Genomic DNA, 17,584 nt, shown 5'->3' with positions numbered 1-17,584 from the left:
CATTAGAAGCAAAGTTATCATTGAGAATTAGCAATTTTGTAAGTTTTAAAAACATGAAAATAAGCCTTTCTGTTATGAAGAGTATAAACAATAAAAAGAAAGGTTGATGGAAAATGAGGTTCTTAATCATAGGTAGGATTTTTGAGGATGGTAAGTTAGCTGCTTACAGAATCTACGAAGCTAATAAAAAAGAAACAAAAATCTATAAAAAGGAAGATGTCAGGTCTGTAGTAAAAAGAGGTATACTTGTTGTAGGTTTAACGGTCGCTAACGATGGTAGAGTGGTAGGCGTACATGAATCATTCAATGTTTCAAAGACAGATATATTAAATGGAAAAGGCATACCAATTGAACCATCTGACAGGTATGTTTTAGTAGGTTTAAGTGGTTATGCGGAAAATCGGACGTATAGATTGGTCAATAGCAAGGGATATGAGAAAATAGTAAACAGGGAAGAGTTTAAAGAACTGGTTGAGAAAAATAAGGTTAATGGAGCTAAAAAATCAGCAAAACAAAAGGACAAGATTATTATTTACAAACATTGTAATTACAGAGAGTATAATTAATTGAGCAAAGGAGGCACTTATCATGGCAGGTAGGTTTATGCGGGTTAAGCAGGTGGCCATACCCATGCTAACATTAATAATATTGGCGTCACAAATATCAGGTTGTTCAATAATGAAGAGCTCTGAGATGGTTGATTTGATCAATTCAGGTCAAACCATAACAATTGAACTTCCAAAACCATCCTATGATATTGTGGTTAAAGGACAACAGCAAGAAGAAAAGGCGTGGGTTCAACTGGATCAGCTCAAGACGTTTAATAATGGCTTTAGACAGGACTTTGATACCCAGTTTAATATCAATACTGTTAGTGAAAACAGCATTAATGGAAAAAGCGGATGTTTATATGTAGATGAGGCTGGTGATAGGAACGGAAATTCTACATTGGCAAATGCCCTTAGAAACAAGGTGTTTGTTAAGAAGTACTGGGGAGATTCGGGTGTTCAACAAGAATTAATTAAAATAGCCTCGGATGCTTACACTGACGTGGATGAAAATGATGAGTATGCTCTGATGGGAAGTATAAATGCGTATTTTAATTTGTTGTCAGACGCTTTAAATCCGACATCGTTCAATGGAACAAAGTCGTTGAGTAGAGAGGAATTCTACACCCTTGTATTCAAGTCTGAGGAAGGCGTAAAGCCAATTGAAGTGGATGCAGCATTTGAGGAAGCTGTTGGCGGCGCAACGAAAAATAGTAAGCATGCCCAAGAAGTTGATGAATATGGCTTTCTGAGTGTAGCAAACAAGAGTTTAGATGAAACCTTGTTTAAAGGCTCTATATCAAGGGCAGAAGCAGTCTACATGGTAGTTAACAAACATTTCATTGAAGATTTAGCAAAGGTCACTGGCAAGGAAAAAGTATTCAGTGACACAAAGAATGCAGGGGATCTGGCCTTGAAGGTTGGTTTTAAGTATAAGGACAAAGAAACAAACGAGATATTAGGTAAGGATCGTTGGCAAGCATACACGTTAGCTTATAGCGTTCAAAACCCTAAAAAGGGCCTCCAGGAAGAGCTATACCGATCAATGGTAGTAGCGAAGGATCTAGGCTTGATAATTGGAACGGAGTCTCGTTGGGATGAACCGATCAGCAAGAGCGAGGCGATCGAGCTAGTTATAAATACACATTTAGCGAAGAACAGTTTATACGGATACCTCAGTGAGGTTGAGTACGGGAAGAATAACATCAATAAATTCAATGTGGCTAGTGAAGATGTTTACAAAGTTCTAGGTGTTGATGATGAAGGCTTTGCATATGGTAAGGATTGGACAGAGGTTCCATTAGCAATAGTTCCGGTTGATGGGAATAAGAAGCTTTCAAGTGGTATGAGTTTACAGGATGCAAAAAGAATGATCGACATGGAAAGGAAAAGAGCAGCGGACAGAGGGTGGTCAGAAGCTGACACAAAAGGGTTGCTTTCACAGCTAGCAAAGGATTTAGGCACTACGCTTGAAGAAGTAGAGCGTTTACCAGTAGAGCAAGTTCAAGATTCAGTTCCAACTCCAACGATTAAGAAACAAGAACCATCGAAAAATGAAACTGCACCTGTGGTGAATAATAACTCAACTCAAAACAGTAACTCACTTGAATCGCGACAAGCTGCATGGGAAGCTCTACCAGACTGGATGAAAGAGTCTGGTGTTTCACCAGAAGATGCAGCCAAAGGAGGAACATTAGACACTACAGGTATGAAAAATCCATTCAAATAAGAGTCAAATCATGATAGGACTTCTACTTAAGTGTAGGAGTCCTACTAATTTAATAAAGGAGGAAAGACAGTGATGCAAGCTAATATAAAGAAAACATTAGCAAGTTTAATTGTAGCCATTTTGATCGCTGCCGCACTTCCAATGTCAGCATTTGCTGAAATTGGTGTGGGCGATAAGAATAATAGCGGTAGCGGTTCAGGTGGAGGCTCTGTGAACAGCGCTTATACCTGGACAACAAGCCAAAGTGGCTATAGATTTCAAATTATTGATGAAAACTTTAAGCCAGTATCTAATACAGTAGACCTGATGTTTAGCCCTGCAAGTCAAATAACAAACCAGAATGACCGATATACAAATTCAAGGGCAACGGCGTTAAGCTCAGACAATAGCAAATGGACATTTATAACAATAGATGATCTTTATAGTAGTAAAGATTTTAAAGGAGCCAAGTATCCACCTGTTCCGATTAAGTTTGTTGATGTAAATGGTATGAGCGTGGCCCAAGCCCAAGGCGAAGCATTTAAAAAGTGGTTTTTAAGTGGTGCTGGAAGTATTACACGACCTACAATAAGCGTAACCACGGGTTCAAGTCCATCAACATCTAATAATTCATATAGCCCGTCCAGTACAACTAAACCTAATTTAAAAGATGAAATTAAAAATGTGAGTGATATGGCATATGTTTCTGAATTCTCATTGATAAATAGTGCGGCATACAGAACTGATAATCACTGGAAAGCCTTTACAATCGTGATGGAACAAGGGTATTATAGCGATGCACAAAAAATAATAGAATCTCAAGTATCAGCAATAAAAAAGATAATATCCCTAAGGAGAATGAAGGAGGATAAGAGTGCTAACCTAATACAATATGAAGAGATATCTGCAGCTATAAATTTTCATAAGAGCATAAGTAAGTCATATGCAGAATTTGTCTACATCGCCACATCTGTGATAAGCCACGGATTAGGGGTGAACTGGGAGCCAGAAGGTAATTTAATTCTTGCCCAGCAAACAGACAAGTTTAACTTGAATTATACAAACGAAGTGAAAAATACGGTCCAAATATTAGAGCCCATACCATTAGCAAGTGGGTCAAACGATGAAGGATATGCAATGAAGTTCCTGAATTTTGATACGGGAGGCAAATTCTTGTTTGACCTGCCCGGAACAAATATAAATGATAGAAATAAATTTGTAACAAGCGTAATGATTGAGAAAGGATACAGTGTGATTGTAGAACCAATCTTCTGGATGGTCCCGGCAGCAGGTAATAGTTCAGGGTTACCAACATCACCAATACATTCTAATTATGTTTACGGGACGGTTGGAAATCATATAGAGTTTGCAAAGAATCATGGCTTTAAATATGGTTCAAGTGGCGGTGCCTATGGTGTCATACTTGGAAATCTAGGCTGGAGGTCAATGTTCCTAGGTGAGGACTGGGTTGGTAATGGCATCACGCTTAAAGGGTTTGCAGAGCTTACAGGCAAAAAATCATTAAGTGATTTAAACTCAATGCTAACCAGTAAGCAAGGCGTGGCAATGCACATCTATATTACTAGTGGATCTAGTTCACAAACAACTCGTGATTATTCAAAGGGTTCAACAGCGCATCCGGCACCAGACCCTAGTCTGTTAGCAGGAGATGATAAGAAATACAAGATTGTAAAATACTACGAGCAGGAACTTTCAGATGGAAGCATTGATCGAAACAAGTTTGTTACGGTCACCAACCCTCCAAAGATTACAATTAACGATGAGATAAAATATAGACTTAAAGACTGGTTTATTTCGACTTCTGATAGTGATGGTAATGCAGATTATGCATCATCTAAGACTAGTTTATCAAACACGAGAACTGGAACTAAGTCTGAAGCGGTTGAGTTGAAAGACGGTGAGTTAACGCTCCATTTGTTATTAACTAAAGGTTCAGAGGCACAAGCTGAAGCAGGGCCACTGACACTCGGAGAGTCGGAAATTAGCAAAGCGATAACAACCATGAACGACACTATACCAAACTGGGGAAAACGTCTATTTACCTTCTCATACGCAAGTATGGCCGGAAGTGATACGCACTATTGTAGTGACGATGACTGTTCTGGTCATAGCTGCACCGCTAGGTTTGGAGATGCTAGTTACAATTATATAATCTCTAATTCAGCAGCTATTAATGATAAATTGGAAGCTAACTCTGCTGGAGGCGTGTTCAAAGCAAGAATGATCAATAATACTAAAAGTGGAAATGCAAGTTTAACTGGTGGAACAAATCAACTAGATAGTGCAGAGTATCAATCAGTGCTATGGAGGGGTTTAGACGTCCCGACCATCGCAAGCTATAAGGAAAATGCAAATATACCAATAAAATCATTGCTTAATAGATACGGTATAAAACCTGCTGGTGATAGGGGCGTCAATGGTTCTTATAACCTTGATCTATTAGCACAATTAAGTGTTTCAGAAAGCTCTGATTTGAAGACTAATTCAGTTCATAGCTATGATGGAGCACTTTGGAAAACGGCAACACGTAACTCTGATACTGTAGCAAGTCATACTGGAGAAGTAACAGTACAAACCTACAGGGGTTTAAATGCTAAGGATGTTGGAAGCGAAACAAAAACAAATGAGATTCAAACTGTGACGCCTTTCGGAAATGCTACGAGCATTCATAGTGCCGGATATATGGTTTTGAACTCGACATCTATTCAGTTTTATCCCTACATTAGGATGACTTATCAGACAGTGGGGAGTAATGTTAAAAACGAGGTAAACATTGTCTCTCAATTTGTTAGCAGTATTCTGCCAAACGACTTTGCCGAAGCTTCATGGCATAACGTCAATGAGGCAGAGAGTTTAGCATTAAGTTCGACTCAATGGAGCATGCACGCGAGGGCAACGAATGCAGGGAAATCGTGGAATGGGCCGAATAGAGTTTTGCCTGGCGGAGCAATTTTTCAGTTAGGCACTGGAACAAGTCCTACACGAGTCTCGTTAGTGACTTGGCAGACACTAATAACAGGAAATGAAAGAAATGCATTGGCAGTACAACTACCCGCCAATGAATACACTCTAAATAAAGCGAATTCAGAGCACAATGCATATGTTCAAGAGGCTAAAACAGTCTTAGAAAATCTACGTATAGTCCAATGGGTGAATACAGATCCAGAGGCGTCAAATGCCTGGATGAACAATGGCAAATCAGTAAAGATCACTGGAGGAAATGAATCACTCGCTGCTTTGGGATTAAACACGAAAACTAGTACGGAAGACAAGTATCTTCTAAAGCCAGACAGTGGACAGGATTCAGCTAACGAATCGGATTTGGACATAATAAATACCACGAATTCACTGGATGTTTTCTTTAAGATCATAGCTTCACCTGATGGAACAATTCATTTAGCAAAGAGTATTGGGAGTCTTGACGCTCTGCAAAATATCAATGGGACAAACCTGAGCGGTGGAAGTGGCGTGACGGTCACAAAGATATTAAATAAGAGCGTAACATGGGAAAAAGTACAGGATAGTTTGACGGATGAAGATGCAAGGGCATTGAACCAAAGAACGATGGCAATTACAAACATTGTGAAGAGTCTTGAAAGGAATCGTGGGAACGATCCAAGTGCGTCATGGAGTTCAGATGGGCGTTGGTACAATGAAAGCTTTGAAATAACAGTAGTTAGAAAATGCACTACGCTTAATGTTGGATTCCTTAAGACGCCGACTAGAACTTCCGTTTCAGACCCCAAGCTGTGTCCACCAAGTTCTGGACAATCAAATATGTTTGAAAAAGCATTCCTTTCGCAATTCCGCGTAAATAACAAATCAGACGTTGCTTTAGATAAACCAGATGGTTTTATAGGAAGCTTTCAATCAAAGGACATTAAACTTCCAAACATGGAAAACCTATACGTTAGTAAAAAGTGGTTCATACCTAACGTTAATGTCCAAGACCTACATTAAATCAAATCATCATAATTTATCAAAGAGTACCTTCAACAAAAATTGAGGGTATTCTTTTTTAATGTAAATATATGGATATTGAAATATATTTAGTAGTTATTTAAGAATTTGGGGTTAAAAAGTTAAGGGCGAAGATGTTGTCCAGAGCAAACCAGAGTGGGTTTAAGGGAGTTTTAGGGGTGTAGTAAGGGGAAGGTAAGGGTAAGAGGGTAAAGAGGTTTCAAAACAAAGATTTGAGAGGTTCCAGAGAGGTAGTTAAATGAGGTTGAGTAATAGGTTTCATAAGCTTTCATGGGCTAGTTGATTAAAGCTAATCGATGGTTTCAAGGGGCATACGTTGGTGAAAATCTAATATGGCTGATATGAACAGTTTAAATGGGAGTTTAGCGAAGTCCTTTTATGAAGCATGCTGAACAAAATTGTGTCCTATAAAAGATGTTAAGTGAACCCCTTTTAATATTAGCTGAAATATGTCAGTATAAAGGGATAAAGAATTGAGTAAAGGGCACGAAGCTTAAATTTGAAAGAAGGATTATATGCATACATTCGGTTTAGTAATTATAGTTTTAATTGCATCAATTTTACAGGCGGGAACTGGATTTGGATTCTCAATCATGGCTACCCCGTTTTTACTACTTATTTTTGAATCTCACGATGCAATACAATTAAACATAATACTATCTCTTTGGATATCTCTTTTAATGACTTATAAAATACGCAAAGAAGTCAATAAAGAGAGCTTGATACGATTGATAAAGGGGAGTTTGATAGGAATCTTACCTGGTCTTTTCCTTTTTATCTTTCTTGATGTACGCCCCCTAAAAATATTTGTGAGCATACTAATTCTTGCATCTACAGGTTTATTAGTTGCTAAAGTTAATGTTAAACAAAGTAACTCAAAAGAGTTAGTAACAGGGGCATTATCAGGCTTACTCACTACAAGCTTAGGTATGCCTGGACCCCCATTACTGATTTATTTTGCTGGGGCAAAGGTTGATAAGTCAACTCTTCGCAGTACCACTTTGGCCTACTTTGTATTTGTTTATTTGGTTAGTCTCTTTCTTCAATTTTCAATGTATAGCATTTCAAAAGGTGTATGGATATCAACCCTATGGGCCTTACCTTTTACTTTACTAGGAATTTATTTAGGACAGTGGGTATTTGCAAGACTTAATCAGCAACTCTTTCAAAAGATAATCTACATCTTGTTATTGTTTACAGGTATATATTTGTTACTTACAACTTTGTTTTAGCTAGTTTATCAATACTATGTTAACATACCCAAAAATCCAAACCCGATTTTCGAGCATCTTAGTCCCTAATCTGGGTGATTTAAGTGTCAACCAAATCCCGAGAAATATTGGCTCAAGCGTAGGAATCAAATTCTCTGATACTTGGAATTACTCTGGTTTGTTGTGATGTTTTCCAATATATACAAGTATTCTTCCATCAGGTAAGTCAAAGAAGACCCCTAGCTTGGAATCTTTCGCTGCCGAAGAGGGTATTATATTGTGAATAGACCTTCGCTAAAGACCCACTCTACGAACTTGCCTAGTGCATTTGCTAAAGGATTCTCAGACGTCCTTCTCCTCTATAGGTGCGTACAGACAAGTCTTATCGGAACTCTGACTCATTTTGACGAGGAGTATTCCATTATGGTCCAAGTAGGTGATCACAGAATTAAAATGACCCCAGCAGTAGTCTTATTTTAGATGAGCATTGGGTGCCGTTTTGGTACCCGTTATCTTGAGCGAATCCATAAAGAGTACCTTCAGTTAAATTGAGGGTGCTCTTTTCTGATTTAGAGGGTGTTCAAAGGCTTGTTGTTTTAAGAGATATACATTGGTATGGTAAAAAACTAATCAAGTAAAACAATAATTAATGAAGAGAAAGCAAATATTGCATCAACTAATACAATATTTATTACATTTCAATGCTTATAATTACGCATGCATTTGAAATTAGATCAAATAAATTATCAAGGGGTAGATTGTAGTGGACATCAAGGAAATATTTGAGTTAATAGAGGTGGTAAAAGAGTACAATGGCATACAGGATGAAAATGAGGGTTTAATGGAGATAGTGCAGGAAAGCACTGAAACAACGGGTGGGAAAATAGTAGGAATACTTTGGAGACTTGTTAAAACAGCAGATGCCACTATAAATGAACTGTACGGTCAAATAGATAAAATTAGAGAAGAAAATAAACGACTTATAGATGGTGCACCGTACAAGGATAAAATGAAAAATGGATTAAAAATTGCCTACAAAAAAGAGGCAAGCTGTGAAAAGGTTTTATTACTATTAAACGAGGGAATGACTCAAGAGAAGATAGCTGTGGTACTGGGAGTAGGGAGGGCGACTGTGGCTAGGAGAATAAAGGAGGCTAAAAGCAAAGGAATATGGTGGAAAACATGACGTATTACGTGTAATTAGAGAGCAAACCTTTCTAAAATAAAGGAAGCTTAGAAATACAGGGGTTGTTGTATAGTGAGAATAATGTACTGAGAAATGTGTCCGGTAAAGAACTGTAGGATAAAATCACGTGTCGACCGAAAAGTAGGTTGTGTATGGAGCGAGAAAGTGCTGACGCAGTTTGTGTCAACATGATAACAGAGAACGAAAGCTAGGAGGCTTGAGGATATGTGTAGTGATGAAGAGTTGTTAAATGCATTGTATTTAAATGACAGTGATAAGACAAAGACGGCTAAATATCTAAAGACTGATAGAGCAAACTTATATAGACATCTTCGAAAACTGAAAAGCAGAGGTTTATTGGATGAGAATTTTAAGCTTCCGGATAAAGAGGAAAGAATTAAAGCATGCCAGTTACTAGCGTTAAAGGAAGTAGGCCCTAAAAGGACTGATGTATTGGGTGATTGCGTGATTATCTACAATATACTAGCAAATGAAGAGGGATATAGTAAGGAAGAGATAAGGCAGGATAGGGGGTATTACGAACCTGGAATTGATAAATTTGTAAACGATGTTGATTTAGTAATAGATTTTAGTGAAAGGTATATAGATGATGAAGGGTTTATCAGGGAGTTAGAAGTCAATAATCAATGGTACTCTTGGGTACAGGGAAATAGTGAAGAAAGTCCATATAAGGAAGCCACATTAGAAAGTATACTGTGTACAAGATAATAACGGGTGTAAAATTGTGTGGGACATAGTTTGATAAGCAGTGAGTTCAATTGCATGATTGTTAAGGCCGTACATGAGGTAGGTATATATACCTGCCTTTTTGTGTCTTCAAAATTGTAAAAGTAGGATTTTAATAAGCCTATGACTGACTAGTTGAGAAGAACCAATAATTTGTAGACTGTTCTTAAATTGCGAAATTGAGATACTTGGATATGACTAGTGAAAAAAACAAAGGCATTTTTGCCATTTTTGAAAGTGTCCTAAGTGTCTGGAAACAAAAATATTTTAGAGACATTTTGTTGACATGTTAATAGATGAAGTAAGCTTTTTAGTGTTGGAGATTGAGGAATGTATGGTCAAAGATTTTAACTTTCAGGTGGCTAGTGATAAAGATATTTCTTCATTTTAAAAATAGCCTTACATGAAAAGCATGATTGGTCTAAAGAATGATGAGAATTGGCATTTAATAATTGAAAGGTTAATGGTGAATGGGTTGCCGGACTACAAATATCAAAGGGGTTATTCTGTAATATGTGCATGTCACTCCCATCACTCTGACCTTGGTTTGATATGTGATAGGCATTGCCGGATAAGCATTATATTTCTTAAATAAGAACTCTGATTTGAGAAATTTCAAGGCTGCGAAAACAGCCTTAAAGAAAAGAATAGTAAATTAAAGGTTTTGGGTAATAGATTTATGAGGAATCGGCTTGGAAAAAGGGGGTTTGGAGAAAATAAAAAATTACGTAAAAATATTAAGATAGGCGAGTTAAGAAGAAATGATTAAAAATGGAGTAATCGGACGTTTAAATATTTTATAAGCATTGCCACATAGACACCAAAGATAAAAATTAGAGATGGAGGATTTAATTATGAGAAGCATAATTAGTTTAACAAGAGAAGTTTACCATTGCTACATGAGAGATGACGGTAGTTTATATGAAAGACCAATAGGCTCAATAGCTAGAAGGAACCTAAGTAAAAACCAAGATGACTTCCTTAAAAGGTATATAGATTTGATAATGAATACTAAGATTGTAAGTGATACAACTAAAATCTACATCACCAGTACGTTGCCGTCAGTAGCGTCAGTAATTAAACAGCATAATGTTGCATTAGTCGAGCATAAGCAGGTAAATATTAAGACGGCTCAATCTAAAATAGACTACGATGGCAAAAAGCTCTTAAATTATTTTACAGGTGATATGTTAAGCCAAGTAATTGGATTCAGCAATTGTGATTTATGTGAGTATAACAAAATGTTAAACTTGGCAATCTCTGATTATAAAAAGAGGAATAAATTGCTAGACAATATTATGTTAACACTGCCTAGAGTTCCTGTTGTGGATTCATTGTCGGATGAAGAACTACATGATTTTATTCAAATAATATCACCATTTATAAAGAAACATAGGCATTATGTAGAAAGTAACATCCCTAAGAATGCTGTTGGGTACTTGTTGTATTTAACAAGTACCCCTTCACTATCTGGAAGACATAAGGAACACTATGACCTATTGAAGCAGATTTTGGAGTGATTTAGATTCAAACAAATAACTAGTTGCAGAAATAGACGGACAATCCCCGAATTGGGTGGTTGTCCGTCTATTTTAGTTGATAAGTGATTATTTCTAACTTTGGCATGGCTAGTTGAGTTGTCGAATATGACAATAGATTAGAGAATTAATCTAATCATGTTTAGTGTGCATTTGTTTGTGATACAATTGTTGCAACTATTCATCAAGGAGGGCAAACATGAGCAATATTACTAATATTAAAATCAACTATATGATACTTGAGCAAATTCTACGCGTCACAGGTTTTTATAAGAACTTAGTTGATGAGCATGAGTTCTTAGACGTTATCTTTAAACAGGCTAAAACTGGGAAGATAGATAGCCTATTTAAAAATGATGAGGTGCGAAAAGCTGTCTATGAAAAGCTAACTAATTTGACAGGATTACCCGAAAAATACTGGTCAGGCGAGGAAAGAATAAAGCTGGACATAAAATGTACGGAAGGAAAACTTAAAATTGATGGTAACACAATAGATAAGGTTGATCTTAGTGATGATGATGCTAATGATGGCAAGTCTTATCAAGACATGCTAAAGAATCCACTAAATGTAATTTTTGGCGATATTCATTGTAAAACATTTGGCTTAAGAAGAACTGACAAGTTTAATAGAGATACCAAGAAAATAATTGATGAAGTTATTGGAGAGATATACAGTTTAAGAGGATTGCTAGCGGTTATCTTATTAAACATGGCTGATGAAATAGAACTTATTGATAAGGCAAATGTTTATGAGCATAAGAAATGGGAGCCTTACATATCAAAATTAGCTTATCCAACTGAGCATGGTATTACCTACAGTCCAAAGTTTGTGGAGATTAAGAAGGGCTTGGTACAAACCATCATAATGAACTTATTTGACTTAGGTATTCCTTTCACATTCAGGGATTATTTCAAAAAAGAATTTAAAATTTAAGTTTATAGAGTAAAAAAATTCATACAAATTGACTTATATTTTAAGAGCATGTCCAAAGTAGAGTGGGCATGCTCCTTTTTTTGATCAAAAATTCATTAGAAGAGATATCATACGATGTACTCGTAGCTACAAAAAACGCTGGGACGCCAGCACAGGAGAAAGGCTATGAGTAAGAAAATAGAAATCGATAAGAAAGAATGTGTCAATTCTAATAAAGCGGTAAATGAAGGTATTTCAGATCTTGACAAAGAGTATACCGGAGCGTTAACCTCCCAATCCACGGTTGTTACAGAAACAAATTTGATACCAAAGCAGATATCAAAAACCAGCAGTTTGAAGGAGAAAAGTAATCCAATTTTTGTGAAAGCACTCATTCAGATTATGTACGAGCGTGGAGAAATAAACGGTGCTACCTATGAAAACGCCGTGAAAAAGCTTATAAGGGAGGTGGAGCGACATGGAAGAAGCAAATAAAAAAGAGAGAAAAGTTGCTGTCTACGGTCGTGTTAGCACAGAGCATGAAGCGCAGATTTCGGCTTTTGATAATCAGGTACTTTGGTATGAATTACAAGTTGAGAAGCATCCTGAGTGGACGGTCGTAGATAGATATTTTGATAAAGGTATCACGGGTACACAAGCAAAAAAACGGCCTAGCTTCCTACGAATGATTGAAGACGCAAAAAAGGGAAGGTTTGACTTAATAATTACCCGAGAAGTTAGCAGATTTGCACGTAATACACTTGATACACTTCAATATACAAGGATGCTTACATCTATAGGTGTAGAAGTTTTCTTCATCAATGATGGTATAAGCACATTTAATAAAGATGGGGAACATGAACTCACAATGATGGCATCTTTTGCCCAAAAGGGAAGCAAAATAATTAGTAGGGCTGTCATAGAAGGTCAAACATCAGCAAGGCTTAAGAAAAAAGTGTTATACGGCACGGGTAATATACTTGGCTATAACAGAAGTGGGGATACATTCGTCATTGATGAAGAACAGGCAGAGACAGTAAGAATGATATTCCGGCTATACTTAGAAGGAAAAGGTATTCGTACCATTAAATTGGGATTAACTAAGACAGGGAGGAAAAACTCAGCTGGTCAGGTAAAATGGTATGAGTCAACAATTGGTCGGATTTTAGATAACCCTATGTACATTGGTAAGCAGTATCAAAAGCAAACGACAGTGATAGACTGTCTGGAGCATAAAAGGGAGAAAAATGAAAAAAGCGATTACGTTGTTATAGAAGGTAACTTTGAGCCAATAATTTCAGCCAATACTTTCGAGAAGGTGGCCGAAATAAAGGGTGAGAATAGTCAGAAGTTTGCTGGTCTTAAGGCGCGAGGTATTAAAAGATCCACCGATAAGTGGATGAATCTAATGGAATGTAATTGCGGCGCCCGATTCCAACAGTATAATTGGAGGAGATCCAAGGATACTGGTGAAATTGCAAGAGGATATGCTTGTAGAAACAGAACTTTAAACAATACAACTAAATATAGGCTAGCAAACGGTTTACCTATAGAGGGAGCATGTGATCGGAAGTCAATTAGTGAATGGTATTTAGATCTAATGGTAAAAGACATAATTGAGGAAGTGTGGGTGTTACGCAAAGAGTCAGTTTTACAGGCTTTTGAACTTACCAGAGATTGCTTCATTGATGATGAAGTAGATAATGGTAATAAAGTGAAAGAGCTTCAATTAAAGATAGATAGGAATAAACAAAAGATAAGTAGGCTCATTGATTTATATACTGACGAATCAATAGATAAGAAACAGCTTGACGAGAAAAGAAAACAATATGATGAAATCATCAAAGCGTCAAAGGAAGAAGCAGAACGCATAAGCGGTGGGCTAGGTTTAGCAGAAAAGAACTTGGAAACAAAGCTTATTCACATAAGGGACACTCTTCAGCAATTGGTAGACTTTGATAAAGAAAGGCTTGATGAAGGCATAATCAACCAGCTTGTTGAAAAAGTTATAGTCAGAGGTGATAATGAATTCGAATGGCTTATAAATCTATCAGACATTCAAACAAATGACTTATTCAGTTTCTATCTGAATGAGAAATATGAAGTAAAAAGAGCAAAAAGCATTGAAGTTAGAGATTCAAAATATACACTAGCATTCAATTCAGTAATAAGCGTTGAAAGAGCACAAGAGTACAGGAAAAAGTACGGTAAGCACATCAAACCCGGCAGATGGCATGACATCAACTATAGCGTTTATGTGAGATAGGCTTTGAAGGGATTGACCTTGTCCAGATGATGGATAGGGTTTTTCTTTTTATATAGTACTAAAAATAATAAACATTATTCACAAACAAGATGAATATTTTGGTATAATTTGTATTGTAGATGGGCTATTACTGATGGAGGGGGATTTTTATGCTAGTATTTTCAGATGAATTAAAACAAAGACCAGTAGCGTTTTTAAAGTTTTCAGACGAGCTTTGGAAATTAGAGAGCTTACAAAAAGGCACTTTATATATGAATACTCTTAGATTTTTTAAAGGACTTGAGGAAAAGACAAATGAAAAAGGTATGGGAGATAAAGATGAAGGATCAACTATATTAACTGAACTGAATTTAAAGTTTTATGACTATGAAACAAAGGAATTAGTTTATGAAGGACCTGCAAGTAGAAGTGCAATTACAATGGAAGAAGATTTGCAAAAGCATGTGTTCTGTATGAGCTATATAGATTTTGGAAGTTTAGAAATAATTGAAGAAGACACGGATTTTGTTAAGGCAACATTTAGTTTTTTAGATGAGCAGAAGAAAGATTTTGTTGAGAGTTTCGGGGAGTATGTTATGGTTATATCATGCACTGATTTTTTAAATCATGTAAAAGAAGCCTTTGCAAAAGAGAATATACCGTGGGCAGCTGACAAAGTAAAATATAGTGATTTCTCTATCAACTATATGAATAGGCTTGAAGATTATATGAATAACAGGAGTGGTAAGTACTTTTGGAAAGATAAGTTTTTCGAAAAGCAAAAAGAATATAGAGTGATACTACTAAATAGAGAGTCAGACGACCCAATTCAATTCAATATTGGTGATTTAACTACGCATTCATTTATAACATCTACAGAAGAATTATTTAATAATAGATTCTACTTAGAGGCAAAATTTAATCCTGAAAAGGATTTAATAAAACTAGAAGATGAGGTATAGCATAATAATAATAATTGAAAGAAATTGGTTTTTATGACACTTAAATACATATAGTAAGATAGGAAAATATTTCAAGTGTGTTGAATAAGTTGAATTACAAAAAGTGTTCCGTAATGTGAAAAAAGGTGATTGTACTATTTTGTTAGCAGCCTCACAGGCGGCTATAAGCAACAAGGGACAATAAATTAAATCAAAAAATAGTTGAAACAGGAGCAACATCACTCAGTCTCAAATATTTTTCCTTCTTTGAGTATCACAACTCGGTCAGCCATGCTCTGAGCATCTTCTTTATCATGGGTTACAAATATTACGGTTTTACTCGTTTGTCTTAAAATGATTTTAATTTCTTCCCTGATTTTACTTCGAAGATGAGCATCTAGATTACTAAAGGGTTCATCTAACAAGAGAAGGGAAGGATTTGGAGCAAGTGTTCGAGCGATAGCTACCCTTTGCTGTTGGCCCCCACTTAATTCATAGGGATATCTTTTTTTATAATCTCCTAAGCTCACTAAATCCAACATTTGATTAATCCTATGATCTTTTTCTTTAGTACTTAATTTTCTTAAGCCAAATCGGATATTCTCTGACACAGTCATATGAGGGAATAAGGCATAATCCTGAAAAACCATGCCGACCCCCCTCTTCTCAGGTAGCACAAAAACACTCTCATCCACGACAGTGATATCGTTAATTTTTATTCGTCCCTTACTTGGAACCTCCAAGCCTGCAATAAGCCTTAGTACGGTACTTTTTCCACCACCACTTTCTCCTAGGATGCAAATAACCTCTCCCTTTTCAATGGACATACTAAAATCTTGGATAATAGATTTCTGTGAGTATTTAAAACATAATCCTTCGATCTCAATAAACATCAGACTTTCTCCTTATCTCCGATTTTATTCAACAGGTAAATGGAACACAGGCTTACTAGAATAATAATCAAGGAAGCAATGGATGCTTCATGAATCATTTCATCATTAGCATACTCAAACGTTTTAGTGGCCAAAGTATTGAAATTATAAGGCCGTAAAATTAGAGTTAAAGGGAGTTCTTTCATGATATCTACAAAGGTCAAGGCAAATCCGCTTATAATTGCAGGCTTAAGCATAGGATAATCCACCAGTACGAAAGTTTGAGTTACACTCTTACCCAACATTCTTGAAGCTTCAAAAAACTTTTTCCCCACCTTATCAAATCCAGATTCAACAGCTTGATAGCCTACTGCTAAAAATCTAATCACATAAGCAAATAGCAACATCACGATACTTGTGCCCAATACCAAGGTAATTGAATTAGGGTCGATCATCTTGTAGAGCCACTGAAGCCTATGATCCATCTGAATAATGAACAGAATAACCCCAATAGCAATTACAGCCCCCGGAATGGAATATCCTACGAGCGTAAGTTTAGAAATCAGTTTTGCAAACCAATTATCCTCGATTCTACTAAAGTTGGCAATTACAACAGAAATCGTCATAATCAAGACAGTGGCAACTAATGCAACCCAAACAGAGTTAAACATCAATTGAATAAAGTAAATATCTAAGATTTTTTCATACGTTAAGATACTCCAGTGAAGTAATTGCAGGGTGGGGATAATGAAACCAAAACTAAAGAAAACGAAGCAGATAAATACAGCTAGGGAAGCTTGAGCTCCTTTTAGCTGTTTTCGTACAAGGGGCCTTACTTTTGTAGTAAAGTTATACCTTTTCTTGCCCCTTAGTATTTTTTCAAGAAGCACAATACCAAAAACCGATAGCATTAAAATAGCAGCTAATTTTAATGCGGAATCAATATCCCCCATGGCAAACCAGGTCTTAAATATTGCTGTGCTAAAGGTTTGAACTCCGAAATAGGCCGCTACCCCATAGTCATTCAAGACTTCTAAAGAAACTAAGGTTGCTCCCCCTAAGATCGCCCCCCTAGAAATGGGGAGAATTACATAAACAAAAATTTCAAACGAATTTTTACCCAACAATCGGGAATTTTCGATTAAGGAAGCAGACTGTTTTTCCAAAAAAGCTCGAGTAATCATATAAACATAGGGAAATAAGACCATAGTAAAGATGAACACAGCCCCATAAATGGACATGATGTCAAAATACTTTGGACTTACCTGTATCCCTAAATCATTTCGCAAAAACGTCTGGACGACCCCTGTGTAATTTAAAATCCCATTATAGGTGTAGGCTGCAATATAGGGTGGGATGGCCAAGGGCAAAATCAGTGCCCATTTAAAAAAATTCCTGAAAGGAAAATTATAAGCAGAGATTAACCACGCCATAATAGTCCCTGCAAGTGTACAAAACACACCTGTCATCACAACCAGAATGGCAGAGTTGATGACATAATCCTTTAATAAATAAGTTTTTATGTGAATCCAATTCTCATTTGGTTTGTTGAACATATGGATGAGAATATCGATGTTCGGAGATAGAATAAGAACGATAAAGATAACGCTCAAAATGGACCAACCATTCAGTTTATTAATTAGGAATCTTAAAGTTTGCACTCTTTCACCTCC

13 protein-coding genes are annotated in these 17,584 nt (G+C 36.5%); 11 read left to right on the top strand and 2 right to left on the bottom strand.

The genetic code is table 11. The features are described from left to right. Positions 1-113 precede the first annotated feature (113 nt). The 11 genes from ACYQ3Q_RS06630 (at position 114) to ACYQ3Q_RS06580 (ending at position 15,060) form a co-directional block, all read left to right on the top strand. Complete coding sequence (locus ACYQ3Q_RS06630; RefSeq protein ID WP_459927817.1) at positions 114-566, top strand: hypothetical protein; 453 nt, start codon at positions 114-116, stop codon at positions 564-566. Positions 567-588: 22 nt separating this feature from the next. After that, the gene (locus ACYQ3Q_RS06625; RefSeq protein WP_459927816.1) at positions 589-2,277 is read left to right on the top strand and encodes a hypothetical protein; all 1,689 of its coding nucleotides are present in this window, start codon (positions 589-591) and stop codon (positions 2,275-2,277) included. 69 nt (positions 2,278-2,346) lie between these two features. Continuing rightward, on the top strand, positions 2,347-6,237 hold the full coding sequence (locus ACYQ3Q_RS06620; protein ID WP_459927815.1) for a hypothetical protein: 3,891 nt from the start codon (positions 2,347-2,349) through the stop codon (positions 6,235-6,237). A 536-nt stretch (positions 6,238-6,773) separates the two neighbouring features. Beyond that, positions 6,774-7,490: a sulfite exporter TauE/SafE family protein gene (locus ACYQ3Q_RS06615; protein ID WP_459927814.1), complete on the top strand. Its 717-nt coding sequence runs from the start codon at positions 6,774-6,776 to the stop codon at positions 7,488-7,490. Positions 7,491-8,232: 742 nt separating this feature from the next. Next, positions 8,233-8,655: a hypothetical protein gene (locus ACYQ3Q_RS06610; RefSeq protein WP_459927813.1), complete on the top strand. Its 423-nt coding sequence runs from the start codon at positions 8,233-8,235 to the stop codon at positions 8,653-8,655. Between the two features lie 225 nt (positions 8,656-8,880). Then, positions 8,881-9,384 carry a hypothetical protein gene (locus ACYQ3Q_RS06605; protein ID WP_459927812.1) on the top strand — a complete coding sequence of 168 codons (504 nt, stop codon included), beginning with the start codon at positions 8,881-8,883 and terminating at the stop codon, positions 9,382-9,384. An 872-nt stretch (positions 9,385-10,256) separates the two neighbouring features. Continuing rightward, the gene (locus ACYQ3Q_RS06600) at positions 10,257-10,922 is read left to right on the top strand and encodes a hypothetical protein (protein ID WP_459927811.1); all 666 of its coding nucleotides are present in this window, start codon (positions 10,257-10,259) and stop codon (positions 10,920-10,922) included. A 217-nt stretch (positions 10,923-11,139) separates the two neighbouring features. Beyond that, a complete protein-coding gene (locus ACYQ3Q_RS06595) occupies positions 11,140-11,874 on the top strand; it encodes a hypothetical protein (protein WP_459927810.1) in 735 nt (244 codons plus the stop codon). 165 nt (positions 11,875-12,039) lie between these two features. Then, a complete protein-coding gene (locus ACYQ3Q_RS06590) occupies positions 12,040-12,348 on the top strand; it encodes a hypothetical protein (RefSeq protein WP_459927809.1) in 309 nt (102 codons plus the stop codon). Beyond that, positions 12,332-14,119 (top strand): recombinase family protein, encoded by a 1,788-nt coding sequence (locus ACYQ3Q_RS06585; protein WP_459927808.1) that lies wholly within the window; start codon positions 12,332-12,334, stop codon positions 14,117-14,119. The genes ACYQ3Q_RS06590 and ACYQ3Q_RS06585 overlap by 17 nt, the downstream gene beginning before the upstream one ends. 149 nt (positions 14,120-14,268) lie before the next feature. Further along, entirely contained in the window at positions 14,269-15,060 is a 792-nt protein-coding gene (locus ACYQ3Q_RS06580; protein WP_459927807.1) for a hypothetical protein, read from the top strand. A gap of 218 nt (positions 15,061-15,278) precedes the next feature. Here the strand turns inward: ACYQ3Q_RS06580 and ACYQ3Q_RS06575 are convergent, their stop codons facing one another. Further along, a complete protein-coding gene (locus ACYQ3Q_RS06575; RefSeq protein WP_459927806.1) occupies positions 15,279-15,932 on the bottom strand; it encodes an ABC transporter ATP-binding protein in 654 nt (217 codons plus the stop codon). Then, the gene (locus ACYQ3Q_RS06570) at positions 15,932-17,572 is read right to left on the bottom strand and encodes an ABC transporter permease (RefSeq protein ID WP_459927805.1); all 1,641 of its coding nucleotides are present in this window, start codon (positions 17,570-17,572) and stop codon (positions 15,932-15,934) included. The genes ACYQ3Q_RS06575 and ACYQ3Q_RS06570 overlap by 1 nt, the downstream gene beginning before the upstream one ends. Between the last annotated feature and the right edge of the window lie 12 nt (positions 17,573-17,584).

It is taken from the genome of Desulfosporosinus burensis, assembly GCF_054657535.1.
The sequence above is the reverse complement of the archived record's forward strand: the minus strand, read 5'-3'. Positions and strand labels throughout refer to the sequence as shown.